The organism is Pseudomonas koreensis (assembly GCF_024169245.1).
GTDB classification, from domain to species: domain Bacteria; phylum Pseudomonadota; class Gammaproteobacteria; order Pseudomonadales; family Pseudomonadaceae; genus Aquipseudomonas; species Aquipseudomonas koreensis_F.
In genome coordinates, this window is record NZ_JALJWP010000001.1 from 2565506 (window position 1) to 2590195 (window position 24690).

Below are 24690 nucleotides of genomic sequence, written 5' to 3' on the forward strand. Positions count from 1 at the left end.
GTTTTTCATGACGCGCTACATATTCGTCACGGGCGGTGTTGTTTCTTCATTGGGGAAAGGCATTGCCTCGGCTTCATTGGCGGCTATCCTGGAGGCGCGGGGGCTTAAGGTCACCATGCTGAAGCTGGATCCGTACATCAACGTCGATCCAGGCACCATGAGCCCGTTCCAGCACGGTGAAGTGTTCGTCACCCACGACGGCGCCGAGACCGACCTGGACCTGGGTCACTACGAGCGGTTCATCCGCACGACCATGACCCAGAACAACAACTTCACCACCGGCCGCGTCTACGAGCACGTGCTGCGCAAAGAGCGCCGTGGCGACTACCTGGGTGCAACCATCCAGGTGATCCCGCACATCACCGACGAAATCAAGCGCCGCATCATCAAGGGTGCCGGTGACGCTGACGTGGCGATGGTCGAAATCGGTGGCACCGTCGGTGACATCGAGTCGCAACCGTTCCTCGAAGCCATCCGCCAGTTGCGTTTCGAAGTCGGCGCCAAGCGCGCGATGCTGATGCACCTGACGCTGGTGCCGTACATCGCCACTGCTGGCGAGACCAAGACCAAACCGACCCAGCATTCCGTCAAGGAGCTGCGTTCGATCGGCCTGCAGCCAGACGTGCTGGTGTGCCGTTCCGATCACCCGATCGACGTGTCCTCGCGTCGCAAGATCGCTCAATTCACCAACGTTGAAGAACGTGCGGTGATTGCCCTGGAAGACGCCGATACCATCTACAAGATCCCGGGCATCCTGCACTCGCAGGGTCTGGACGATTTCGTGGTTGAGCGTTTCGGCCTGCAATGCGGCAGCGCCGATCTGTCCGAGTGGGACGCAGTGGTCGATGCCAAGCTGAACCCGGAACACGAAGTGACCATCGCCATGGTCGGCAAATACATGGAATTGCTCGACGCCTACAAGTCGCTGATCGAAGCGATGAGTCACGCCGGCATCAGCAATCGCACCAAGGTCAACCTGCGCTATATCGATTCCGAAGACATCGAAAACCAGGGCACAGCGCTGCTCGAAGGTGTCGACGCGATTCTGGTGCCGGGCGGCTTCGGTCTGCGCGGTGTGGAAGGCAAGATCACTGCCGTTCAGTACGCTCGCGAAAACAAGGTTCCGTACCTCGGCATCTGCCTCGGCATGCAAGTGGCGGTCATTGAATTCGCCCGTAACGTGCTGGGCTGGAAAGACGCCAACTCCACCGAGTTCGATCGCGCCAGCGGCCATCCGGTTGTCGGCCTGATCACCGAGTGGGAAGACGCCACCGGCGCGGTCGAAGTGCGTACCGAAGCGTCCGATCTGGGCGGCACCATGCGCCTCGGCGCACAGGATTGCCTGCTCGAGCCGGGCTCCAAAGTGCACGATTGCTACGGTAAAGACGTGATTGTCGAGCGTCACCGTCACCGTTACGAAGTGAACAACAACCTGCTGCCGCAGATCATCGAAGCCGGCCTGAAAATCTCCGGTCGCTCCGCCGATGCTGCGCTGGTCGAAGTGGTTGAAGCGCCGGATCATCCGTGGTTCGTCGCCTGCCAGTTCCACCCTGAGTTCACCTCGACCCCACGCGACGGCCACCCGCTGTTCAGCGGTTTCGTCAAAGCCGCGTTGGCTCAACACCAGAAGAAGGCGTAACCCGATGGCACAGAAGATCATCCGCGTCGGCGACATCGAGATTGCCAACGACAAACCCATGGTGCTGTTCGGCGGCATGAACGTGCTGGAAAGCCGTGACATGGCCATGCAGGTTTGCGAGGAGTACGTGAAGGTCACCGAGAAACTCGGCATTCCATACGTGTTCAAGGCCAGCTTCGACAAGGCCAACCGGTCTTCTGTGACCTCGTATCGCGGTCCTGGCCTGGAAGAGGGCATGCGCATCTTCCAGGACATCAAACAGGCCTTCGGCGTGCCGATCATCACCGACGTCCACGAGCCGGATCAGGCCGCGGTCGTCGCTGAAGTCTGCGACATCATCCAGTTGCCGGCCTTCCTGTCGCGCCAGACCGATCTGGTTGTCGCGATGGCCAGGACCAATGCCGTGATCAACATCAAGAAAGCCCAGTTTCTCGCGCCTCAGGAAATGAAACACATCCTGAACAAGTGCGTGGAAGCCGGTAACGATCAGTTGATCCTCTGCGAGCGCGGCTCGAGCTTCGGCTACAACAACCTCGTGGTCGACATGCTCGGCTTCGGCATCATGAAGCAGTTCGAATACCCGGTATTCTTCGACGTGACCCACGCGCTGCAAATGCCGGGTGGTCGTGCCGACTCCGCCGGTGGTCGTCGTGCCCAGGTTCTGGATCTGGCCAAGGCCGGCATGAGCCAGTCGCTGGCGGGTCTGTTCCTCGAAGCGCACCCGGATCCGGACAACGCCAAATGCGACGGCCCTTGCGCCTTGCGCCTGGACAAACTGGAGCCATTCCTGGCCCAGCTCAAAGCTCTGGACGAACTGGTGAAGAGTTTTCCGACGGTAGAAACCGCGTAACGCTCGATTCTCCGGTAAAGTACCGCACGATTTGTCGCTCATGCCCTCGGGCGTGAGCGCTGTCGTCTGCAAGTCTGCCCGCTGTACTTCGCTTGCCGACGATAAAGATTTCCTCTAGCTGCGTCGTTTTCGTCAACTTTGGAGTGTTTACAACAATGGCAAAAATCGTCGACATCAAAGGTCGTGAAGTTCTCGACTCCCGTGGCAATCCCACCGTGGAAGCGGACGTGCTTCTCGACAACGGCATCATCGGCAGCGCCTGCGCGCCGTCCGGTGCATCCACTGGCTCGCGTGAAGCACTCGAGCTGCGTGATGGCGACAAGAGCCGTTACCTGGGCAAGGGCGTGCTCAAGGCGGTAGCCAACATCAACGGTCCGATCCGCGATCTGCTGCTGGGCACTGACCCGAGCGACCAGAAAGCCCTCGACCAGGCGATGATCAAGCTCGACGGTACCGAAAACAAAGCGACCCTGGGCGCCAACGCCATCCTCGCCGTGTCCCTGGCTGCGGCCAAGGCGGCTGCGCAGGATCAGGACCTGCCGCTGTACGCGCACATCGCCAACCTCAACGGCACCCCGGGTGTGTACTCGATGCCGGTCCCGATGATGAACATCATCAACGGTGGCGAGCACGCCGATAACAACGTCGACATCCAGGAATTCATGGTGCAGCCAGTCGGCGCCAAGTCGTTCTCGGAAGGTCTGCGCATGGGCACCGAGATTTTCCATCATCTGAAAGCCGTGCTGAAGGCCCGTGGCCTGAGCACCGCCGTTGGCGACGAAGGCGGTTTCGCACCGAACCTGGCGTCCAACGAAGATGCGCTGAAAGTGATCTCCGAAGCCGTGGCCAACGCCGGTTACAAGCTGGGCACCGACGTGACCCTGGCGCTGGACTGCGCCGCGAGCGAGTTCTACGAAGACGGCAAGTACAACCTGTCCGGCGAAGGCCAGGTGTTCACCGCTGAAGGTTTCGCCGACTACCTCAAAGGTCTGACCGAGCGTTATCCGATCATCTCCATCGAAGACGGTCTGGACGAGTCCGACTGGGCTGGCTGGAAAATCCTCACCGACAAGATCGGCGAGAAGACCCAACTGGTGGGCGACGACCTGTTCGTGACCAATACCAAGATCCTGAAAGAAGGCATCGATAAAAAGATCGCCAACTCGATCCTGATCAAGTTCAACCAGATCGGCACCCTGACCGAAACCCTGGAAGCCATCCAGATGGCCAAGGCTGCCGGTTACACCGCAGTGATCTCGCACCGTTCCGGCGAAACCGAAGATTCGACCATTGCCGACCTGGCCGTGGGCACCTCGGCTGGCCAGATCAAGACCGGTTCGCTGTGCCGTTCCGACCGCGTTTCCAAGTACAACCAACTGCTGCGTATCGAAGAGCAGTTGAACGGCAAGGCCAAGTACAACGGCCGCGCCGAGTTCCGCGGTTAAGCGCAACCTGATCAAAGGACACCGGATTGTGTCGGAAAAGTCGTGACAGCGATGGATTTGCCACTAATCTGATGTCTCAAGCACAAGCCTGGATCTTTCCAGGCTTCGTGCTATCAGATGCAGCAACATGATGCGTGGCTGTCTTTTTTCACTGGATACCTGATATTCGATGCGCAGTCCTTACTGGTTGTTTCTTGTTTTGCTCTTGCTGCTGGCCGGTCTGCAGTACCGCCTGTGGGTGGGCAATGGCAGTCTGGCGCAGGTCGCCGAGCTGAAACAGCAGATCGCCGATCAACATGCCGAGAACGAAGGCCTGCTGGAGCGCAACCGGGTGATGGACGCTGAGGTCAGCGAATTGAAAAAAGGCATGGAGACCGTTGAAGAGCGGGCTCGTCACGAACTGGGCATGGTCAAGGACGGCGAAACCCTTTACCAGTTGGCCCAATGATCGATTCCCTGCCGGCCTTCTGGGCCGTGATTCCTGCCGCGGGCGTCGGTGCCCGAATGGCCGCGGACCGTCCCAAGCAATATCTGCAACTGGGCGGGCGCACAATTCTCGAACACAGCCTCGGCTGTTTCCTCGATCACCCGAGCCTCAAGGGGCTGGTGGTCAGTCTTGCGGTTGACGATCCTTACTGGCCGAACCTGGCGTGTGTCAACGATCTACGCATTCAGCGGGTCGACGGCGGAGCGGAGCGTTCCGCTTCGGTGCTCAACGCCTTGCTGCATCTGCATGCGCAAGGTGCCGACGATGACGATTGGGTGCTGGTGCACGATGCGGCCCGGCCGAATCTGAGTCGCGACGATCTCGACAAGTTGCTCGCTGAACTGGCGGATGACCCGGTTGGAGGTCTATTGGCGGTTCCCGCCCGCGACACGCTTAAACGCGTTGATAAAAACGGGCGTGTGGTTGAAACGGTGGATCGCAGTGTGATCTGGCAGGCGTATACACCACAGATGTTTCGCCTCGGGGCTTTGCATCGGGCGTTGGCGGACAGTCTGGTCGCTGATGCGATTGTTACCGATGAAGCTTCGGCGATGGAGTGGGCCGGTCTGGCGCCGCGTCTGGTCGAAGGACGGGCGGATAACCTCAAGGTGACCCGGCCGGAAGATCTGGAGTGGTTGCGCCAGCGTTGGGCGAGTCGCCGCTGATTGCTGTGGCGCCTATTGCGCCGCCTTCGCGAGCAAGCTCGCTCCCACATTTGATTTGCGCCTGACATCAGATTTGCAGTTACTGCACGTCCACTGTGGGAGCGAGCTTGCTCGCGAAGGCGGCCGCACGAACAACCCATCACTCAGCTTCGATACTCCGGCCGCTCCGCCAGCCCCACCTTCAAATAATCCACCAACTTGCGCACCTTCGGCGACAGATGCCGCTGCTGCGGATACAGCGCCCACACGGCCGTATTCGGCGGCTGATGCGCCTCCAGCAAGGAAATCAGCGCGCCGCTGTGCAAATGCTCGAGCACGTAATAATCCGGCAACTGACACAACCCGACCCCCTGCAGTGCCGCATCCAGCACCGCCTGCCCACTGTTGCAACGCCAGTTTCCTTGCACCCGCTGGGAAAATTCCCGGCCGTTCTGTTCCAGTTGCCAGATATCCGAACTGCCGATCAGGCAATTGTGCCGACTCAACTCCGACAAACTGTGTGGGCGCCCGTACCGTTCAAGGTAGGAAGGCGACGCGCATAAGTACATGCGCCGTGGCGCCAGGCGTGTCGCGACCAACCGGGAATCTTGCAGCCGACCGAGGCGAATCGCCAGGTCCAGCCCTTCATGCACCAGATCCAGTTGCCGATTGCTCAACTCGATATCGATGCGCAGCTGCGGATACAGACCCATGAAGCGCGTCACCAGCGGCACGATGAACCGTTCGCCATAGGCTACGGCGCAGGTCATGCGCAGCATGCCTTTCGGTTCGCTGGTCAGATCGCCCACCGCGCGCAAGGCTTCCTCGCGGCCGTCCTGCAGGCGCTGGCAATGTTGCAGGAAAGTCTGCCCGGCTTCGGTCAGCGTTACGCGACGGGTACTGCGGTAGAGCAGACGCGTCTGCAAACGCTCTTCGAGCCGTACGATTTGTCGACTGATGTGTGAGGAAGAAACCCCAAGACGCTCCGCAGCGGCGGTGAATTGGTTGCACTCGGCGACGGCGACGAACTCGTCAATGCCTTCCCAGCGGTTTTCCGACACTTGGATTATCCCTGTATGGCAATAATGTTTTGCTTTCGTCCGGATTATTCCTCAGGACGCGCTGAACTACACTGTCTGTCTGCTTTTTTATTCACTGGATTTACTGGAGAGTCAGCATGATCAAGTCACGCGCCGCCGTTGCCTTCGAGGCCAAGAAGCCGCTGGAAATCGTAGAAGTCGATGTCGCCATGCCCAAGGCCGGTGAAGTGCTGCTGCGCGTCGTCGCTTCCGGCGTCTGCCATACGGACGCGTACACCTTGTCCGGCGCAGATCCGGAAGGCATCTTCCCGTCGATCCTCGGTCACGAAGGCGGCGCTATCGTTGAAGCGATTGGCGAGGGCGTGACCTCGGTCGCCGTCGGCGATCACGTCATCCCGCTGTACACCCCGGAATGCGGCCAGTGCAAATTCTGCAAATCGGGCAAGACCAACCTCTGTCAGGCCATTCGCGCTACCCAAGGCAAAGGCCTGATGCCGGACGGCACTTCGCGTTTTTCCTACAAGGGCGAAACGATTTTCCACTACATGGGCACGTCGACGTTTTCGGAGTACACCGTACTGCCGGAAATTTCCGTAGCGAAGATCTCCAAAGACGCGCCGCTGGAAAAGGTCTGCCTGCTCGGTTGCGGCGTCACTACCGGCATCGGCGCCGTGCTCAACACCGCCAAAGTGAAACCGGGTGACACCGTGGCTATCTTCGGTCTCGGTGGGATCGGCTTGTCGGCAGTGATCGGTGCGGTGAAAGCCAAGGCCGCGCGCATCATCGCCATCGACATCAACCCGGCCAAATTCGAAATCGCCAAGCAATTGGGTGCCACCGACTGCGTGAACCCGAAAGACTACGATCGTCCGATTCAGGAAGTGATCGTCGACATGACCGATGGCGGCGTTGACTTCTCCTTCGAGTGCATCGGCAATGTGCAACTGATGCGCGCCGCGCTTGAGTGCTGCCACAAAGGCTGGGGCGAGTCGGTCATCATCGGTGTGGCCGGTGCCGGTCAGGAAATCGCTACTCGTCCATTCCAGCTGGTCACCGGTCGCGTCTGGCGCGGTTCGGCGTTCGGCGGCGTGCGTGGCCGTACTGAATTGCCAAGCTACGTCGACATGGCCCAGAGCGGCGAAATCCCGCTGGATACCTTCATCACCCACACCATGAGCCTGGAAGATATCAACAAGGCATTCGACCTGATGCACGAAGGCAAGAGCATCCGCACCGTCATTCATTTCTAACAGCAGCTCCGAGCTGCAAGTTTCAAGCTGCAAGCAAAGGCATTCGTGCTTTGTCTTGAAGCTTGCGGCTTGCAGCTTGCAGCTAGGGAGAATCCCTTGAATCTGGAAAACATTTCCTGTCAGAAAAGTTTCGGTGGCTGGCACAAGCGTTATCGCCATCGCTCCGAAGTGCTTGACTGCGACATGGTCTTTGCCGTGTACCTGCCGCCACAGGCGGAGCAGGGCGGCAAGCTGCCGGTGTTGTACTGGTTGTCGGGGCTGACCTGCACCGATGAGAATTTCATGCAGAAGGCCGGTGCGATGCGCATGGCGGCGCAGCTCGGTCTGATCATCGTCGCACCGGACACCAGCCCGCGTGGTCCCGATGTCCCGGACGATGCGGACAAGGCCTGGGACTTCGGTCTCGGCGCGGGGTTTTACCTGAACGCTACGCAGGAGCCCTGGGCGCGTCACTATCGGATGCATGACTATGTCGTGCAGGAGTTGCCTGCTTTGGTTGAGGAGCATTTCCCCGCTTCCGACAAACGCAGTATCAGCGGCCACTCCATGGGCGGCCATGGCGCACTGGTTTGTGCTTTGCGCAATCCCGGGCGCTATAAATCGGTGTCGGCGTTCTCGCCTATTACCCATCCGATCGATTGCCCGTGGGGCCAGAAAGCCTTTTCCAACTATTTGGGCGAAGACCGCTCGAAGTGGAAAGAGTGGGACGCGTGCGTGCTGATCGCCGATGCTGCCGAGAAGTTGCCATTGCTGGTCGATCAAGGTGATCGCGACGACTTCCTCGCCACCCAACTCAAGCCCGAAGCCTTGCAACACGCCGCAAAACAAGCGAATCATCCGCTGGAGTTGCGCCTGCAACCGGGCTACGACCACAGCTATTTCTTCATCTCAAGCTTCATTGACGACCACTTGCAGCATCACGCGCGCGCTCTAGACGCCTAATGTCTGACAAAGCAGGTAGAATCACGCCCTGACAAAAATCGGGGCGTTTTTTTTATGCGTATTGGCCACGGCTACGATGTGCACCGTTTCGCTGAAGGCGATTTCATTACTCTGGGCGGCGTGCAGATTGCACACGGCTTCGGGCTGCTCGCTCATTCCGACGGTGACGTCCTGCTGCACGCCTTGAGCGACGCCTTGCTCGGCGCGGCGGCGCTGGGTGATATCGGCAAACACTTCCCGGACACCGACCCGCAATTCAAGGGCGCCGACAGCCGCGTGCTGCTGCGTCATGTGGTCAGTCTGATCCACGCCAAGGGCTGGAAAATCGGCAACGTCGACAACACCATCGTTGCCCAGGCGCCGAAGATGGCGCCGCATATCGAATCGATGCGCGCGCTGATCGCGGCGGATCTTCAAGTTGAGTTGGATCAAGTGAACGTCAAAGCTACCACCACCGAAAAGCTTGGCTTTGTCGGTCGCGAAGAAGGCATCGCCGTGCATTCCGTTGCCTTGTTGCTGCGCGCATGAATGAACTGCAATTGCTCGGCCCGCGTGCCTATGGCGAGCCCCTCGGCACAGCGGTACTGAAAGCCATCGCCGAAAACTTCCAGGTCGATGAAGTGCTCGACATTCCGTTCAGCGGTGACGGCGAACATCTGTGGATCTGGGTAGAAAAGCGCGGCCTCAATACCGAAGAAGCGGCGCGGCGTATTGCCAAGGCCGCGGGCGTGCCGTTGCGCACCGTCAGCTATGCCGGTCTCAAGGACCGTCAGGCCCTGACCCGACAGTGGTTCAGCGTGCAACTGCCGGGCAAGGCTGATCCGGATCTGTCGGCAGCGGAAAACGACACGCTGAAGATCCTCAAGACCACGCGCCATAAACGCAAGCTGCAACGCGGGGCGCACTCGGCCAATGGCTTCACCCTGCGCCTGACCCAGTTCGCCGGCGACAAGGCTGCGCTTGAGCAGCGGCTGCAACTGATCGCCACACAAGGCATCCCCAATTATTTCGGCGCCCAGCGCTTTGGCCATGACGGCGGCAACGTTGTCGATGCGCGTTCCTGGGCCGCACGCAAGGCCTTGCCGGAACAGCGCAATGTGCGTTCGCGCTTGCTGTCGACGGCGCGCAGCTTTCTGTTCAATCAGGTGCTGGCGGCGCGCGTCGCCGATGGCACCTGGAATACCGCACTGGTTGGCGATCTGTTGGCGTTTACCGACAGCCGCAGTTTTTTCCCGGCCGGTGAAGCTGAATGCAGCGACCCGCGGCTGGCGATTCTCGACCTGCACCCGACCGGCCCGCAGTGGGGCGAAGGTGACTCGCCGGCTGCTGGCGCTGTCCATGCTCTGGAGCAGGGGATCGCTGCCCGTGAAGCGGATCTGCGCGACTGGTTGATTCACGCCGGCATGAGCCATGAACGTCGCATCCTGCGTCTGCCCATTGGCGGGTTGACGTGGCATTATCCCCAACCTGACATTCTGCAACTGGAATTCGTCCTCCCGGCCGGATGCTTCGCCACCGTATTGGTGCGCGAGCTCGTTGATCTGGTGCCGGTGGGGCAGACGGACAGCCCATGCGTATTCTGATTTCTAACGACGATGGGGTAACCGCGCCCGGTCTCGCCGCGCTTTATGCTGCGCTGGCGGATTACACCGAATGCGTGGTTATCGCCCCGGAACAGGACAAAAGCGGCGCCAGCAGTTCGCTGACGCTCGACCGTCCGCTGCACCCCCAATACCTGGCCAACGGCTTTATCAGCCTCAACGGCACACCGACCGATTGCATTCACCTGGGGCTCAATGGCCTGTTGGAACGCGAGGCCGATATGGTGGTTTCCGGCATCAACCTGGGCGCCAACCTCGGTGACGACGTGCTGTATTCCGGAACCGTGGCGGCTGCGCTTGAAGGACGATTTCTCGAGCGTCCAGCCTTTGCATTCTCATTGGTCTCGCGTCAGGTGGATAACCTGCCGACGGCGGCGTACTTCGCGCGCAAGCTGGTCGAGGCCCACGCCGGGCTCGATCTGCCACCGCGCACGGTGCTCAACGTGAACATTCCCAATCTGCCTATCGATCACATCCGTGGCATCCAGCTGACCCGCCTCGGCCATCGCGCCCGCGCGGCGGCGCCGATGAAAGTGGTCGATCCGCGTGGCAAGGCCGGTTACTGGATTGCCGCCGCCGGCGACGCCGAAGACGGCGGCCCGGGCACCGATTTTCATGCCGTCATGCAGGGCTATGTGTCCATCACGCCGTTGCAGCTCGATCGCACCTTCAATGATGCGTTCAGAAGTCTCGATGGCTGGCTGGGAGGACTGAGCTGATGCGTGAACATGACGACCGCCTGCGCAGCGGCATAGGCATGACTTCCCAGCGCACCCGCGAGCGACTGATCCAGCGTCTGTATGAAGAAGGCGTGTCGAATGCCAAAGTGCTGGAAGTGATCCGCCGCACGCCGCGTCACCTGTTTGTCGACGAGGCGCTGGCGCACCGCGCTTACGAAGACACCGCGCTGCCGATCGGCAACAACCAGACGATTTCCCAGCCTTATATGGTTGCGCGGATGAGCGAGCTGCTGCTGGAGGCGGGCCCGTTGGACAAGGTACTGGAGATCGGTACGGGCTCTGGCTACCAGACGGCGGTGTTGTCGCAACTGGTCGAGCGGGTGTTCTCGGTCGAACGCATCAAGGTGCTGCAGGATCGCGCCAAGGAGCGTCTGGTCGAACTGAACCTGCGTAATGTGGTGTTTCGCTGGGGCGACGGCTGGGAAGGCTGGCCGGCGCTGGCGCCGTATAACGGCATCATTGTCACTGCGGTAGCGACCGATGTGCCGCAAGCATTACTCGATCAATTGGCTCCCGGTGGGCGCATGGTGATTCCAGTCGGCTCCGGTGAAGTACAACAATTGATGTTGATCGTGCGCGAGGAACATGGCTTTTCCCGACACGTTCTGGGCGCTGTTCGCTTCGTGCCTTTGCTCAACGGGCCGCTGGCGTGAGCATTTGCAAACAGGCGCTGAATTCCTTTGAACGGCGCCGGTCTTACACCGGCAGCCCGGGTTTAAACGCAGCGTAGTTGCAACTTGCAAACGTGTGCGCCTGGTGATTTCGCTTCATTAAAGGTAAAGCCGTTTCGGCCCGTTATACTTGCGTCACCTCATGCCGCGGTGCGGCATTCAGAATTTTCAGCCACCACAAAGGGAGCGGCGGGTGAGTCTCACAGTCATTGCGCAGCGTATGGGTAACACGAGCTTTCAGCGCCTGGTGACTGGCCTTGTCTTGAGCACCTTGCTGGTCGGTTGCTCCAGCACCAAATCGAGCAGCGTGCGCGTTGTCGATCGCAACAATGCGGTCGCCCAGCGTCCGACCGTCACAACCGGGCAATACGTAGTCCGTCCCGGGGATACCTTGTTTTCGATCGCCTTTCGTTACGGCTGGGACTACAAAACCCTCGCCGCGCGGAACAACATTCCTACGCCGTATACGATCCATCCGGGTCAGACAATTCGCTTCGACGGCCGAACCGGTTCAACGCCGACGGCGGTCGTGAGCAGCTCCAGTTCTTCGCCTTCGTCCTCCAGTAAAACCACGGTAATCCGGCGCCAGGCGAATGGCACGACGACCACTACAACCACCGGTTCCAAAGGGGTTGTACCGTCCGTCGCGAGCAAACCCGCGCCCGCTTCACTGCCTCCGGCAGGCCCGGCCCCAACCGGCTGGGGATGGCCATCTAATGGCGTTCTGATTGGAAAATTCTCTTCAAACGGTAGTTTGAATAAAGGAATTGATATCGCCGGGGATTTGGGACAGCCTGTTTTAGCTGCGTCTGATGGGACGGTTGTATACGCCGGGAGTGGCTTACGGGGCTACGGCGAATTGGTCATCATCAAACACAGCGAAACCTACGTCAGTGCTTACGGACATAACCGCAGGCTGTTGGTTCGGGAGGGGCAGCAGGTCAAGGTCGGACAGACAATTGCCGAAATGGGGTCAACGGGTACAGACCGGGTGAAACTGCATTTTGAGATTCGCCGCCAAGGTAAACCTGTGGATCCGCTGCAGTTCCTGCCAAGACGTTGATTTGAAGGCCAGCCTGTTCCGTCGCGTAGAGGGGACAGGCTCCAGCGTTGCCAAGGATAAAGGCGTCGCTTGAGCTTGGGGTCGAACTCACCAAAGGACTATAACAATGGCTCTCAGTAAAGAAGTGCCGGAGTTTGACATCGACGATGAGGTTCTCCTTATGGAGGCCGGCATCGATTCGGAATCTTCGATGTCGAATGATGAAGGGGCTGCTCCACCTTCCGTTCGTTCCAAATCCAGACACTCCGCTTCACTTAAACAACACAAGTACATCGACTACACGCGTGCACTTGATGCCACGCAGTTGTATCTCAACGAAATCGGCTTTTCCCCTCTGCTCTCCCCGGAAGAAGAAGTTCATTTTGCGCGCTTGTCGCAAAGTGGCGACCCGGCCGGGCGCAAGCGCATGATCGAAAGTAACCTGCGGCTGGTCGTCAAGATCGCCCGGCGTTACGTCAATCGGGGGCTGTCGCTGCTGGATCTTATCGAAGAGGGCAACCTCGGATTGATCCGCGCGGTGGAAAAGTTCGATCCCGAGCGCGGCTTCCGCTTCTCGACCTACGCCACGTGGTGGATTCGTCAGACCATCGAACGCGCGATCATGAATCAGACCAGGACCATCCGGTTGCCGATTCATGTGGTCAAAGAGCTCAACGTGTACCTGCGGGCTGCACGGGAGCTGACGCAAAAACTCGATCACGAACCTTCACCCGAAGAAATCGCCAACCTGCTGGAAAAACCGGTGGGCGAGGTCAAGCGCATGCTCGGCCTGAACGAACGGGTTTCTTCGGTCGACGTCTCGCTGGGTCCGGATTCGGATAAAACCCTGCTGGACACCCTCACTGACGATCGTCCAACCGATCCGTGCGAACTGCTGCAGGACGACGACCTGTCGCAGAGCATCGATCAATGGCTGTCGGAGCTGACCGACAAGCAGCGTGAAGTGGTGATTCGCCGCTTCGGCCTGCGCGGTCATGAGAGCAGTACGCTGGAAGACGTAGGCCTGGAGATCGGTCTGACCCGCGAACGGGTACGGCAGATCCAGGTGGAAGGCCTCAAGCGCCTTCGCGAGATCCTTGAGAAGAATGGCCTGTCGAGCGAGTCGTTGTTTCAATAAGCGCCTTGTCGACCGCCGCAAAAAGCCCCGGCTGATTTGATCAGTCGGGGCTTTTTGTTGTTCTAGGGAAGCGAAACGGAATGCCGCCCGACAAGCGGTAGGCAATTTCTGTGTTTGTAGTCTCTCGCTGTAAGCCTTTGCTTACTGTGTCGTAAGTTTTCGCTATCTTTGCCCTTCCGTGGAAGCCGATCGCGATCGGACGCTAATCGGTAACCTGCTGTATTTATGGAATATATTTTGATTGTTATGTGCTTATGACAGCGCGGACTTGCATCGAGCTCCAATTGCTCCTGCCCGCAAACCCTCTAATATTCAACCTGTGTCGACGGACAGACACACCCTTCACGGATGAGGGTAACGGACATCGCAGGAGGCGGTTCATCAGGACGATGAAAAGGAACACAGGGAATAGGGAAAAAATGTGGGCGGGTCATACCGCCCCTTTTTTCGCCTGTAGAAAAGTAAAATCTGCAAAAAGCAAAAAGGCCCGCAAGGGGCCTTTCAGGTCGAACGCGGGCAGATCAGCGTTCGAGTTGTTCGATCTTGTTCGGCTTGCCATCCCACTCGGCAGAATCCGGAAGGGGATCCTTGCGCTCGGTGATGTTCGGCCAGACATCCGCCAGCTCGGCATTGAGCTCGATGAAGTTTTCCATGCCGCTTGGGATCTCATCTTCCGAGAAGATCGCCACAGCCGGGCATTCTGGTTCACACAGCGCGCAATCGATGCACTCGTCCGGGTGAATCACCAGGAAGTTCGGGCCTTCGTAAAAGCAGTCCACCGGACAGACTTCTACGCAGTCGGTGTACTTGCACTTGATGCAGTTGTCGGTGACGACGAAGGTCATTTCTAATTTTCTCCTCAGGCGGCGGCAGCGTTGCCCCTTCACGGTTGGGGTCGCCAGGTTCGGGAGCGATACCTGCTGACCAGGCTATGAGCCAGCAGCATCCCGAACCGCGCGAGATTCTAACAGCTTGAAGCGATTTGCGTTATATCCGCTTCTTCAGTGCTTATATCCGGTTCTTCAGTGCATAGAGCATCTCGAGCGCACGCCGTGGCGTCATGTCGTCGAGATCCACTTTGGCCAATTCGTCCAGCACCGGATGTGGCAACGAGGCGAACATGTCGCTTTGCTGCGGCGTCGACGGCTTGCCCTTGGCTGCCGGTTTCGGCGCCTCATGGGGCAGGGCGGTATCTTCCAGGCGACTCAGATGCTCGCGCGCGCGCATGATCACTTCGCTCGGCACACCCGCCAGTTGCGCCACCGCCAGGCCATAGCTCTGGCTGGCAGGCCCGGGCAGAACGTGGTGCAGGAACACGATGCGCTCGTTGTGCTCGGTAGCGTTGAGATGCACGTTGGCTACCAGAGGTTCGGCTTCTGGCAGCACGGTCAGTTCAAAATAGTGGGTGGCGAACAGGGTATAGGCGCGCAGATGGGCCAGGCGCTCGGCGGCTGCCCACGCCAGCGACAGACCGTCGAAGGTGCTGGTGCCGCGGCCGACTTCGTCCATCAGCACCAGACTGCGTTCGGTGGCGTTGTGCAGGATGTTGGCGGTTTCGCTCATCTCGACCATGAAGGTCGAACGGCCACCGGCGAGGTCATCGCTGGAACCGATGCGGGTGAAGATCCGGTCGACCAGCGACAACTCGCAACTGGCGGCCGGTACGAAACTGCCGATATGCGCCAGCAATACGATCAGCGCGGTCTGACGCATGTAAGTGGATTTACCGCCCATGTTCGGGCCGGTAATGACCAGCATGCGCGTGTTGTCGTCGAGGCTCAGATCGTTGGCCACGAACGGCGTGGTCAGCACTTGCTCGACCACCGGGTGACGACCCTGGGTGATGCGCATGCACGGCTCGCTGACGAAACGCGGGCAATTCAGGTCGAGGTTCAGCGCACGCTCGGCGAGGTTGCTCAAGACGTCGAGTTCGGCCAAAGCGCCAGCGGTATCCTGCAACGGTGGCAACTGGCTGATCAAGTCTTCGAGCAGCGCTTCGTAAAGCATCTTCTCGCGGGCGAGCGCGCGACTTTTGGCGGACAGTGCCTTGTCTTCGAATTCTTTCAGCTCCGGGGTGATGAAGCGTTCGGCACCTTTGAGCGTCTGCCGGCGGATATAGTCGGCCGGCGCCGATTCAGCCTGCTTGCTCGGCAGTTCGATGAAGTAGCCGTGGATACGGTTGTAGCCGACTTTCAGATTGGCCAGACCGGTGCGGGCTTTCTCCCGGGCTTCAAGATCGATGAGGAACTGACCGGCGTTTTCGCTCAGTGATTGCAGTTCATCGAGTTCGCTGTCGTAACCGGTTTTCAGCACGCCGCCGTCACGGATCACCGCTGGCGGGTTGTCGATGATGGCTTTTTCCAGCAGCGCCGCCAATTCCGGATAGGTGCTGGTGGTGGCCGCCAGATGCTGCAGGTGCGGCGCTTCCAGATCGGTCATCGCCACTTGCAGTTCGGGCAGCGCGCCGAGGGCATCACGCAGACGCGCCAGGTCACGAGGCCGCGCATTGCGCAAACCAATACGCGCCAGAATGCGCTCGATGTCGCCGATTTCCTTGAGCTGCGGTTGCAGCTTTTCGAAGCGATAGCCGTCGAGCAGGCAACGGATCGAGGTCTGACGCGCCAGTAACACGGTGAGATCGCGCAACGGTCGGTTCAACCATCGAGTGAGCAAGCGGCTGCCCATGGCGGTCTGGCAGCGATCGACCACCGATTGCAGGGTATTATCGCGGCCACCGGCCAGGTTGGTGTCGAGTTCCAGATTGCGCCGGCTGGCACCGTCGAGCACCACGGTGTCATCGAGACGTTCGTGACGCAGGCTGCGCAAGTGGGGCAGGGCAGTGCGCTGGGTTTCCTTGGCGTAGGCCAACAGGCAGCCGGCAGCGCCAATGGCCAGGGTCAGGTTCTCGCACCCGAAGCCCTTGAGATCCTGAGTGGAAAACTGCTGACACAGGCTTTTCAGCGCTGAATCACGCTCGAAATCCCATGGTGCGCGACGACGCACGCCACGGCGTTTTTCCGCCGGCAGGTCTTTCGGCCAGTCATCCGGGATCAGCAGTTCAACCGGATTCACCCGCTCCAGTTCCGCGAGCAGGTTTTCCCAGCCTTTGATCTCGAGCACGGTGAAGTTGCCGCTGGTGATGTCCAGCACCGCGAGACCGAACAGGCGCTCATCGCCCAATACCGCGGCGATCAGGTTATCGCGGCGTTCATCCAGCAGCGCTTCGTCACTGACCGTCCCCGGCGTGATGATCCGCACCACTTGGCGCTCCACCGGGCCTTTGCTGGTGGCCGGGTCGCCGACCTGCTCGCAAATCACCACCGACTCGCCGAGCTTGACCAGTTTCGCCAGATACCCTTCCGCTGCATGGTAAGGAATCCCACACATCGGAATCGCCTGCCCCGCCGACTGTCCGCGCGCGGTCAGGGTGATGTCGAGCAACTTGGCAGCCTTCTTCGCGTCTTCGTAGAAGATCTCGTAGAAGTCGCCCATGCGGTAGAACATCAGCTGATCCGGGTGCTGATTCTTCAGGCGCCAGTATTGCTGCATCATCGGAGTGTGGGAGGACAGGTCTGAAATAGCTTTATTCATCAGGGGTTTAGCTTTACCGGAATGAGTGACGAGGCAAAAACGGGGTCGTTCGCATCTGCAAAATGGCGAGTGTTTGCCAGGGATGCGGCCCGTGGGTTGATTCAGTGGCGCTGAGTATGAAGTTTTTTTGAGGTGGATGCAGCAACGTGCCGCCGCTCGGGCTCGCATTGTGTCCTAGAGTGCCGAAAAGCCATGGATGATCGGAATTCGTGGGTTGAAGGTCAGTCGAGGAAGCAGCGTGGCACAGTCCGAAGGCATCGGCTCAGGATCGACATCGAGCGATGTGGCGTGGTGGTGTTGCGTGAGATTCGATTGGTCAGCGCTGAGCTGGCGGAGCTGAATCCAAGAGATCGGCGCCAGCGCCTGACGAGCCGGCTTTCATCACAGTGACACAGCCGTCGCGCCAGCGATGGCACTTCCCCTGTTTTACGCTCGGTTGAACTTTAAGGATCCCACCTCGACACATCCAGGTTTCTATTCAAGACGCGATCGTTTGTGAAGTTCGATTCAGACACCGCCGCAGATGAACTGCCTTTTATGGAACGAGGATTCCAGGGCGCTATGGTGACCATTAATTACTTCTCCCGCCGAGTCAAAGGCTGAGCAGCGGGTAGAGACAGTTGATCCGCACAAGGGCGGTTCAGGTGCCGGCGAGGGCAAAAGTGCGTCGTACCACAACGCTTTTTGCCCTTTCGCGACTTTCAAGCCACGGCGAATCGCGATTTGAGATTGCGCGACAATTTCTCGCCCTGCCTTCTCATCGGGTTTTCGATGTAGCGGTAGTTGAATTCGGAAAACAACAAAGTGACTGCGACAAAAACACCGATATACAACGCCGTGTATCCACCGTCGAAAGGCGTTGGCTGAGTGTCGCCAGGTGAGGCAAAGAACCAGTGCCTGACCAGCGACAGCGCAATGACGTGCGTCAGGTAGATGGCGTAGGAGCGCGAGCCGATGTAATTGCACAAGGCTGCCAAGGCGCGGTTGGGCGTCAGATAATCCTTGTTGTAGCTCGCGACCCAGACCAGCAAACCTGAGCCGACAGCGGTCAGTCCCATGGCGAAAGGCAGGGGCGGGTTAGGGGCGGTCAGCGCGGCAAGGAGCCAGATCATCGCCGCCAGTAACAGCACAACGACTGCCTTGTTTTTCAGGAAGGTCGGTTCCAGACGCCGGTAACTTTCGCTGCCGTGCCACAGGGCCAACAGCACGCCCAGGGAAATGGCGTCGGTACGGAACGCCCACAACTCGGGCGTAGGGCGGATCAGTTGCCGGGTCAGAAAGAACTGCGCCAGGAATACCGCAATGAATACTGCAGGCATCCAGCGCCGACCAGCCAGCACCGCAATGATCGGCAGCACCAGATAAAACTGGTTTTCCAGGGAAAGGCTCCAGTAAATCCCGGCATCACCCAGCGTACCGGTGTCCCGGCTGACGGCGTACACCACATTCATATACTGCAAGGCAGCGGCGATGGCGGAGTGGACGAAAATCTCCAACTGCAAAAACACCCCTTTGCCGCCGTACAGATATGACAGCAGCAGAGAAACCCCGATCCAGAACAGGGCCGATGGCATAAGTCGCCAGAACCGCCTGACCCAGAACGGCACGCTCAACTCCAGCAAGTCACGAAGGCTTCGGCTGGCCGGAATCTCACTGGCAATCGATTTGGTAATGATGAACCCGGAAACGCAGAAGAAAATATCGACGCCGTAGCCGAATCGATAGTCCGCCAGGACGTTCCAGTAGAGTGATTGCGGAGACAGGATCAAGGCGATGTGGGCAAAGATGACAAGGACAATCGCCAGCGCGCGCAACGCTTCAATGTCGCTGTTCTTGCGCTGTTTTACATGGGGTGTGGTCATGGTTGGCTCAGTGTTGATCGATCGCTCGACTGTGCAGTCCTGCAGGCTGAGCCACAGGCGACAGTTGCTTGTTCCGGGCTCAAATCGTTTCAGCGTCGGATCTGAAGGAGGCTGGATTTAAATAAGATTGTTCTGATTGGCTTGTAGGAAGTTTCCTAGTTGGCGCTAGGTTACCACGGCTCATTGGCACGTCGCAGCCGTGAAACGACTCGGTGCGGATGAGTTTTTATGCATTATTTATGCAAATCAGCATTTGTGTTCGCAAAAGAGTTCAAGCACTATGCGCGTTATGCAAAAACGCAACGTATCCTCCGTCTTAAGAGCACTGCTCGACCAGCACGGGATCTCCCCCACGGAGCTCCACCGTCGCACCGGCGTGCCTCAATCCACGCTCTCGCGGATTCTCAGCGGGAAGATTGTCGATCCTTCGGATAAACATATCTCGAAGATCGCCGATTACTTCAATGTAAGTACCGATCAGTTGCGCGGGCGTGCGGACGTCGCATCGAACGCGGGCGGCGCCCGCGAAGACGTGCATGCGGAACTCAAGGACATCATGCTGTGGGACGATGACACCCCCGTCGAGGATGACGAAGTGTCCGTGCCCTTTCTACGCGAGGTTGAATTGGCTGCTGGATCAGGAAGATTCGTCATCGAAGAGAGCGAGCGCTCCAGCCTGCGCTTCGGCAAGCGCAGCCTGCGCCATAACGGCGTTCAGTTCGACCAGGCCAAGTGCGTAACAGTGCGCGGCAACAGCATGTTGCCGGTGTTGCGTGATGGCGCCACTGTCGGCGTCAATGCTGGCAAGTGCGGCATTGGCGACATCATTGATGGCGACCTCTATGCGATCAATCACAATGGCCAGTTGCGCGTGAAGCAACTCTATCGCCTGCCCACTGGCATCCGTCTGCGCAGCTTCAATCGCGACGAGCATCCGGACGAGGACTACAGCTTCCAGGAAATTCAGGAAGAGCAGATCGTCATCCTCGGTCACGTCTTCTGGTGGGGTATGTACGCCCGCTAGCCCCCTTCGATCGAACTGAAACCTGCCGCTCGGCAGGTTTTTTTTCGCCTTCAGAAATCCTCCAGCCCTTGTCCTGCGCGGCTTCCATGCATGCGTGCAAAATCAATGCATAAATAAATGCATTTATGCATTGACTGTATATGCATCCATGCATATTCTTGCCACCAAGCCGCTCGACAAAGCGGCTGGCAAGACAAGCTCTTTAGTTCCACAAGAACAGGCAGCGATGAACCGGCCTCAACGGTTCAGAGGGTTGGCAACTGACCCGGGTGTGCAGCGTAAAGCACCAGAAGCAGTTATCCGGCGGGCAGGGACCGCGGTCGGAAAAACAATCTGAATGGACTCGTACCGCGCCAGTAGCGCCGAAAAGTCAGCTTCCTTCTCGAACACAGGATTTGAAGGAAGGCGAAGGAGCGCATTACTGAAAAGCCTGGCGTGCAAGCGCCGGGCTTTTTGGAATGCCTGCCTCAAGAGAAACCGTTTGAACCCAACCCATCACTCATCAATCACCCACGGAGGCGTGACATGACAAACGAGCAACAAGCGTTGGCGGACATGCCGATCTGGCTGGTCATCCTCCTTGCCGTCGTCGGCGGGGTGTCCGGCGAAATGTGGCGCGCCGACAAGGAAGGCGCACGCGGCTGGTCGCTGCTGCGGCGTCTGGCCCTGCGCTCCGGTGCCTGCATGATCTGCGGCGTGTCGGCAATCATGCTGCTGTATGCCGCAGGATTATCGATCTGGGCCGCCGGCGCGTTCGGTTGCCTGACAGCGATGGCCGGCGCCGACGTCGCCATCGGCCTTTACGAACGCTGGGCGGCCAAGCGCATCGGCGTATGCGAAGTGCCGCCGCGCGATTCACCTACCGATAAATGATCCTCTCCAAGAGAAACACCAACTATGAATGATGAAGATCTGGCCGCGATAAATAGATTGGTCGCAGCGCTACAAATCCAGTCTGACGGACAGACTGCGCTGAATGCGTCCATCCGGTTATTGGCGCAAAGCAATCAGGCCCTGGTGGATCTGATCAAGAGCCGGGAGCCGGATCCGAATGCACCGCCTTACCTTGACGGCACCCCGGCGCCGTGATCCGGCGGCTTCGTGCCTTTGAGACCGTCCCCGAATAAAGCAACACCCCCACCCCCGCCTATGCGGGTTTTTTTATGTTCATTGGAGAACACCAGATGTCGATTCTTACCCAAGGTACTCAAATTTTCGCCCTTGTTCCGCCCGCCACAGGCACCGGCTCCTACACCGTGCTGGAAATCGAACACGCCACGTCTTTCGATCCGGGTGGTGCTCCGTCGGAGCAGATTGAGGACACCAGCCTCGACGCCGAGGCGCGCACCTATAAAAAAGGCTTGCGTACGCCTGGCACCGCCAGTCTGGGCCTCAACGCTGACCCGACCAATGCCAGTCATATCCGTCTGCATCAACTTTCCGAAGCCGATGGTGACACCGGTATCAAATGGGTAGTGGGTTGGTCCGACGGCAAAGGGGTAGTGCCAACCGTGAATGCACAGGGCAATAACTTTGAGCTGCCAGCGACCCGTACCTGGTTTGCGTTTGACGGTTATGTGTCGGACTTCCCGTTCAATTTCGCGCTCAATGCCGTGGTCACGACCACGGTCACTATTCAACGTACCGGCGGTTCCGCCTGGATCAAGAAAGCCTGAGAAATGCCATGAACCTCAAAGAACTGAAAGCCAGGGGGGGCATCGTCGATGCCCAACTGATCCGTAAAGAGGTGAGCTGGACGCATCTGGACAGCAAATCGGGCGAGGAAGTAACGGATACCTTCATCCTGCATATTCGCCGGCAGTCGTTTGGCGTCATCGAGCGGCTGTTTGCTCAGGGCGAAACCGAGCAGAGCCGAAATGCGAGTTACATTGCAGCTTCGGTGTCGCTGGGAGCTGAGGGCACGGAAGCGCTCTCCTACGATGATGCCTACAGTCTTGAACCCTCCTTGGGTTTTCTGATGCTCAATGCAATCAATGAGGTGAATGGCACGGGCGGTAATGCCGTAAAAAACTGACCGCCGCCGATGAGTTCTGGCACGAGTTGGTGCTGAACGGAGTTGGCGGCCGGACTATTGCTGAAGCCAAGGAGCGCATGACCTATCACGAAGCCTTGGCGTGGGGCTGCTATATCGATCGATATGGTTCGCTTCATACCGGCCGACGGCTGGAGGCGGGTAGCGCGATGGTTGCTCTACAGACTCACCGACTGGGCGGCGGCCTGGCGGAACTGCTGGATTTCATGCCTCATGAGCAGCGTCAAGGGTTATCCCTTGAACGTGCAATTGAGCAATGGCGATAGGCAGACAACTACATGACCCGTTTCGGCGGGTTTTTTCATAGCCCGGAGAAATGCACATGGCAGTTACCTCCTCAGCGGGTTTGACGCCAAATCTGGACGGCCTTGAACAAGCCTGGACTCAGGCGTCACGAATTACTGAACAAAAGCTGCGCCAGATGCAAAAGCAGATCGAGGACGCGGCAAAGAAAATTGGTGTGACGTTGCATGCTTCGGCCAGTTCGATTGCCCAAGCCAATATCGCCACCTACGTCGATGTTCAAGAACAAGTTAGCAAGCAAACCCACTACTCAGACGATTTCGACAAATTACGCAGTCAAGGTGCTCTTGCTGCCGCGCAGGTCGCGATGGGTACAAGGGAAAGTGAACGTGCCAAGGCGTTGAGTGAAATCGATCAGAAATACGCGCTGGCCCGCAAGGCCCTGGACAAGCCCACGGCGGGAGGCATTGCGCCTCAGGACGGTGCCGATTACGGCACTAAACTCGACGAGCTGAAAGCCGAACATGAGCAGATGACTCTGCAGGTTCAGAGCAACTACGAGGCGATGACCGAAGCGCAAGGCAACTGGATTAACGGCGCCACCTCAGCCTGGGACGATTACCTGACAAGCTCCAACAATGTCGCAGCCAAATCCAGAGCCGTGTTCACCAGTGCATTCAACACCATGGGCGATGCGGTCTCGACATTTGCAATGACAGGCAAGTTTTCGTTTTCCGATTTTGCCAAATCCGTGCTCGGCGACATGGCCAAGCTGGCTGCGCAAACAGCGGTCTCCAGCGGATTGAATTCGCTGTTCGGTCTGGTGAGCTCCGCTGCAATGTCATATCTCGGCAACTCTGCGGCACCCACAGCGACGATAGCCAAAGTCGATGGTATGAGCACTACCTTCGTCCCGCAGCTCAACACGGCGGGAATCACTTATCACGCCAAAGGTGGCGCCTTCACAAACGGCGTCGCCACAGGACCGACGCTGGCCCCCATGGCCATGTTCGGCGAAGCCGGTCCGGAGGCCATCATGCCGCTCAGCCGCGGTTCCGATGGTTCCCTTGGCGTGCAACTCCAAGGAGGATCACTGGTAGGTAGCAGCAGTCATCAAGTAGTAATCCAGCAAACTATCAATGTCGGTGACGGCTCCGGCGGTGGCGCTGTCGGCGACATGAACTCGCAAACCGTTGCCAAAGCCTATGCCGGCGCTGCCAAACAAGGCGCTGCCGAGCAGATTGCCCGCGATCTCAAACCGGGTGGGCAGATCTGGTCCGCCATCAACGGCCGCTGAATTTCAGCGGCCGCAATCATTCACGCCCGGAGAAAACATGAGCATCGAAACATTTAGCTGGGTTCCGAAGATTGAACCCGTTGGCAATGTCGAGTTTCGCCTGAAAAGGGCGAAGTTCGGCGATGGCTATCAACAAGTCGCCGCCGACGGCATCAACAACAAATCGCAGTCCTGGCCGCTGACGTTTGTCGGCGACGAGGCGCGTATCAAAGCCATTCTGCAGTTCCTCGATCGTCACGCTGGCGCCACGCCGTTTTACTGGGCTGCACCCTTGGGCGAGCCAGCTCTTTATCGCTGTAAAGCTTATCAACCGACCCCGATGGGCGCTGGTGTATTCAGCTTGGCGGCCACCTTTGAGCAGGCGTTCCATCCGTAATCGGTAGAGGCGCATGCGGTCACAACCCCAACCCCGCCCACTGCGGGGTTTTCTTTGTCCGGAGATTCCAATGTCCATTACCGCAGATATCCAATCGCTGGAACCGGGCGCCTGGGTTGAGCTGTTCGAACTCGATGCCACCAGTCTGGGCGCCGAGCTGTACCGCTTCCACGGCTATCCACAGCAAGCCTCGATTTTCTGGCAAGGCCTGGAATATTCACCCTGGCCGATACAGGCTGAAGGTTTCGAGATGAGCGGGCAGGGCACGCAACCGACACCGTCGCTATCGGTAGGTAACGTCGGTGGATTTATTACGGCTCTGGTTTTGTATTTCGATGACTTGGTCGGAGCGCGGCTGATTCGTCACCGCACTTTGGGCAAGTACCTTGATGGTCAGCCTGAAGCCGACCCCGAAGAAGAGCTGCCGCCTGACATCTGGTACATCGAGCGCAAAGTCAGTGAAGACCACGAGGTGGTGAAATTCGAACTCGCCAGCGCTCTGGATTTCAACGGTGTACAACTGCCTCGTCGGCAAATCGTTGCCAACGTTTGCTGGTGGCTCAGTTGTGGTGGTTATCGAGGTCCATATTGCGGCTATAACGGCGGACCGGTGGCGGACGCCAATGACGTGATTGTCACTGATGCCGCCAAGGACAAATGCGGTGGCCGCCTGAGCAGCTGCAAGCTGCGTTTCGGCGAGAACAATCCGCTGCCTTACGGCTCATTTCCGGCGGCAGGTCTGATTCGGAGCTGAG

The 24690-nt window shown here is 58.7% G+C and carries 26 protein-coding genes; 22 read left to right on the top strand and 4 right to left on the bottom strand.

Translation table 11 applies throughout. From position 1 onward, the window contains the following. Nucleotides 1-7 precede the first annotated feature (7 nt). The 5 genes from J2Y90_RS11445 to ispD all read left to right on the top strand — a co-directional run bounded on the left by J2Y90_RS11445 (nucleotide 8) and on the right by ispD (nucleotide 5086). A complete protein-coding gene (locus J2Y90_RS11445) occupies nucleotides 8-1639 on the top strand; it encodes a CTP synthase (RefSeq protein ID WP_016771462.1) in 1632 nt (543 codons plus the stop codon). 4 nt (nucleotides 1640-1643) lie between these two features. Beyond that, complete coding sequence (gene kdsA, locus J2Y90_RS11450) at nucleotides 1644-2489, top strand: 3-deoxy-8-phosphooctulonate synthase (RefSeq protein WP_065615281.1); 846 nt, start codon at nucleotides 1644-1646, stop codon at nucleotides 2487-2489. A gap of 155 nt (nucleotides 2490-2644) precedes the next feature. Beyond that, nucleotides 2645-3934: a phosphopyruvate hydratase gene (gene eno, locus J2Y90_RS11455; protein WP_041478121.1), complete on the top strand. Its 1290-nt coding sequence runs from the start codon at nucleotides 2645-2647 to the stop codon at nucleotides 3932-3934. Nucleotides 3935-4103: 169 nt separating this feature from the next. Beyond that, nucleotides 4104-4382 carry a cell division protein FtsB gene (gene ftsB / locus J2Y90_RS11460; protein WP_007964293.1) on the top strand — a complete coding sequence of 93 codons (279 nt, stop codon included), beginning with the start codon at nucleotides 4104-4106 and terminating at the stop codon, nucleotides 4380-4382. Further along, nucleotides 4379-5086, top strand: a complete 708-nt coding sequence (gene ispD / locus J2Y90_RS11465) for a 2-C-methyl-D-erythritol 4-phosphate cytidylyltransferase (RefSeq protein ID WP_253499590.1) — start codon at nucleotides 4379-4381, stop codon at nucleotides 5084-5086. Before ftsB ends, ispD begins: the two co-directional genes overlap by 4 nt. A 143-nt stretch (nucleotides 5087-5229) precedes the next feature. Here the strand turns inward: ispD and J2Y90_RS11470 are convergent, their stop codons facing one another. Further along, nucleotides 5230-6126, bottom strand: coding sequence for a LysR substrate-binding domain-containing protein (locus J2Y90_RS11470; protein ID WP_130902035.1), 897 nt, complete (start codon nucleotides 6124-6126; stop codon nucleotides 5230-5232). Between the two features lie 116 nt (nucleotides 6127-6242). On the opposite strand from J2Y90_RS11470, the gene J2Y90_RS11475 reads away from it, so the two are divergent. From J2Y90_RS11475 to rpoS, 8 genes are all read left to right on the top strand, one after another. Continuing rightward, nucleotides 6243-7355, top strand: a complete 1113-nt coding sequence (locus J2Y90_RS11475; protein WP_253499593.1) for an S-(hydroxymethyl)glutathione dehydrogenase/class III alcohol dehydrogenase — start codon at nucleotides 6243-6245, stop codon at nucleotides 7353-7355. 96 nt (nucleotides 7356-7451) lie between these two features. Then, entirely contained in the window at nucleotides 7452-8297 is an 846-nt protein-coding gene (fghA, locus tag J2Y90_RS11480; protein ID WP_253499596.1) for an S-formylglutathione hydrolase, read from the top strand. 54 nt (nucleotides 8298-8351) lie between these two features. Further along, a complete protein-coding gene (gene ispF / locus J2Y90_RS11485) occupies nucleotides 8352-8825 on the top strand; it encodes a 2-C-methyl-D-erythritol 2,4-cyclodiphosphate synthase (RefSeq protein WP_253499599.1) in 474 nt (157 codons plus the stop codon). Further along, nucleotides 8822-9880 carry a tRNA pseudouridine(13) synthase TruD gene (gene truD / locus J2Y90_RS11490; RefSeq protein ID WP_253499602.1) on the top strand — a complete coding sequence of 353 codons (1059 nt, stop codon included), beginning with the start codon at nucleotides 8822-8824 and terminating at the stop codon, nucleotides 9878-9880. The genes ispF and truD overlap by 4 nt, the downstream gene beginning before the upstream one ends. Continuing rightward, nucleotides 9868-10617: a 5'/3'-nucleotidase SurE gene (surE, locus tag J2Y90_RS11495; protein WP_042606997.1), complete on the top strand. Its 750-nt coding sequence runs from the start codon at nucleotides 9868-9870 to the stop codon at nucleotides 10615-10617. The genes truD and surE overlap by 13 nt, the downstream gene beginning before the upstream one ends. A gap of 38 nt (nucleotides 10618-10655) precedes the next feature. Further along, nucleotides 10656-11291 (top strand): protein-L-isoaspartate(D-aspartate) O-methyltransferase, encoded by a 636-nt coding sequence (locus J2Y90_RS11500; protein WP_160768345.1) that lies wholly within the window; start codon nucleotides 10656-10658, stop codon nucleotides 11289-11291. Nucleotides 11292-11502: 211 nt separating this feature from the next. Continuing rightward, entirely contained in the window at nucleotides 11503-12372 is an 870-nt protein-coding gene (locus J2Y90_RS11505; protein WP_253499605.1) for a peptidoglycan DD-metalloendopeptidase family protein, read from the top strand. A gap of 106 nt (nucleotides 12373-12478) precedes the next feature. Beyond that, complete coding sequence (gene rpoS / locus J2Y90_RS11510) at nucleotides 12479-13489, top strand: RNA polymerase sigma factor RpoS (protein WP_065615277.1); 1011 nt, start codon at nucleotides 12479-12481, stop codon at nucleotides 13487-13489. 521 nt (nucleotides 13490-14010) lie between these two features. On the opposite strand, the gene fdxA is transcribed toward rpoS, so the two are convergent. The 3 genes from fdxA to J2Y90_RS11525 form a co-directional block, all read right to left on the bottom strand. Continuing rightward, nucleotides 14011-14334 (bottom strand): ferredoxin FdxA, encoded by a 324-nt coding sequence (gene fdxA / locus J2Y90_RS11515; protein WP_064364244.1) that lies wholly within the window; start codon nucleotides 14332-14334, stop codon nucleotides 14011-14013. A 163-nt stretch (nucleotides 14335-14497) separates the two neighbouring features. Further along, nucleotides 14498-17068: a DNA mismatch repair protein MutS gene (gene mutS / locus J2Y90_RS11520; RefSeq protein WP_253505133.1), complete on the bottom strand. Its 2571-nt coding sequence runs from the start codon at nucleotides 17066-17068 to the stop codon at nucleotides 14498-14500. Nucleotides 17069-17781: 713 nt separating this feature from the next. Beyond that, nucleotides 17782-18942 carry an acyltransferase family protein gene (locus tag J2Y90_RS11525; protein WP_253499608.1) on the bottom strand — a complete coding sequence of 387 codons (1161 nt, stop codon included), beginning with the start codon at nucleotides 18940-18942 and terminating at the stop codon, nucleotides 17782-17784. Between the two features lie 289 nt (nucleotides 18943-19231). Between J2Y90_RS11525 and J2Y90_RS11530 the strand changes: the two genes are divergently transcribed. The 9 genes from J2Y90_RS11530 to J2Y90_RS11570 all read left to right on the top strand — a co-directional run bounded on the left by J2Y90_RS11530 (nucleotide 19232) and on the right by J2Y90_RS11570 (nucleotide 24689). Continuing rightward, nucleotides 19232-19966: a LexA family transcriptional regulator gene (locus tag J2Y90_RS11530; RefSeq protein ID WP_253505136.1), complete on the top strand. Its 735-nt coding sequence runs from the start codon at nucleotides 19232-19234 to the stop codon at nucleotides 19964-19966. Nucleotides 19967-20491: 525 nt separating this feature from the next. Then, nucleotides 20492-20839 (top strand): phage holin family protein, encoded by a 348-nt coding sequence (locus J2Y90_RS11535; RefSeq protein WP_253499611.1) that lies wholly within the window; start codon nucleotides 20492-20494, stop codon nucleotides 20837-20839. A 24-nt stretch (nucleotides 20840-20863) separates the two neighbouring features. Further along, nucleotides 20864-21055: a hypothetical protein gene (locus J2Y90_RS11540; protein WP_253499614.1), complete on the top strand. Its 192-nt coding sequence runs from the start codon at nucleotides 20864-20866 to the stop codon at nucleotides 21053-21055. A gap of 95 nt (nucleotides 21056-21150) precedes the next feature. Next, the gene (locus tag J2Y90_RS11545; protein ID WP_253499617.1) at nucleotides 21151-21642 is read left to right on the top strand and encodes a phage tail tube protein; all 492 of its coding nucleotides are present in this window, start codon (nucleotides 21151-21153) and stop codon (nucleotides 21640-21642) included. A gap of 8 nt (nucleotides 21643-21650) precedes the next feature. Next, the gene (locus J2Y90_RS11550; protein WP_253499620.1) at nucleotides 21651-22001 is read left to right on the top strand and encodes a phage tail assembly chaperone family protein, TAC; all 351 of its coding nucleotides are present in this window, start codon (nucleotides 21651-21653) and stop codon (nucleotides 21999-22001) included. A gap of 29 nt (nucleotides 22002-22030) precedes the next feature. Beyond that, complete coding sequence (locus tag J2Y90_RS11555) at nucleotides 22031-22285, top strand: hypothetical protein (RefSeq protein ID WP_253499624.1); 255 nt, start codon at nucleotides 22031-22033, stop codon at nucleotides 22283-22285. Nucleotides 22286-22341: 56 nt separating this feature from the next. Beyond that, nucleotides 22342-23559: a phage tail tape measure protein gene (locus J2Y90_RS11560; protein WP_253499627.1), complete on the top strand. Its 1218-nt coding sequence runs from the start codon at nucleotides 22342-22344 to the stop codon at nucleotides 23557-23559. Between the two features lie 37 nt (nucleotides 23560-23596). Continuing rightward, entirely contained in the window at nucleotides 23597-23935 is a 339-nt protein-coding gene (locus J2Y90_RS11565; protein ID WP_253499630.1) for a phage tail protein, read from the top strand. Between the two features lie 70 nt (nucleotides 23936-24005). Beyond that, nucleotides 24006-24689 (top strand): phage minor tail protein L, encoded by a 684-nt coding sequence (locus tag J2Y90_RS11570; protein WP_253499633.1) that lies wholly within the window; start codon nucleotides 24006-24008, stop codon nucleotides 24687-24689. The last annotated feature ends 1 nt before the right edge of the window (nucleotide 24690 follow it).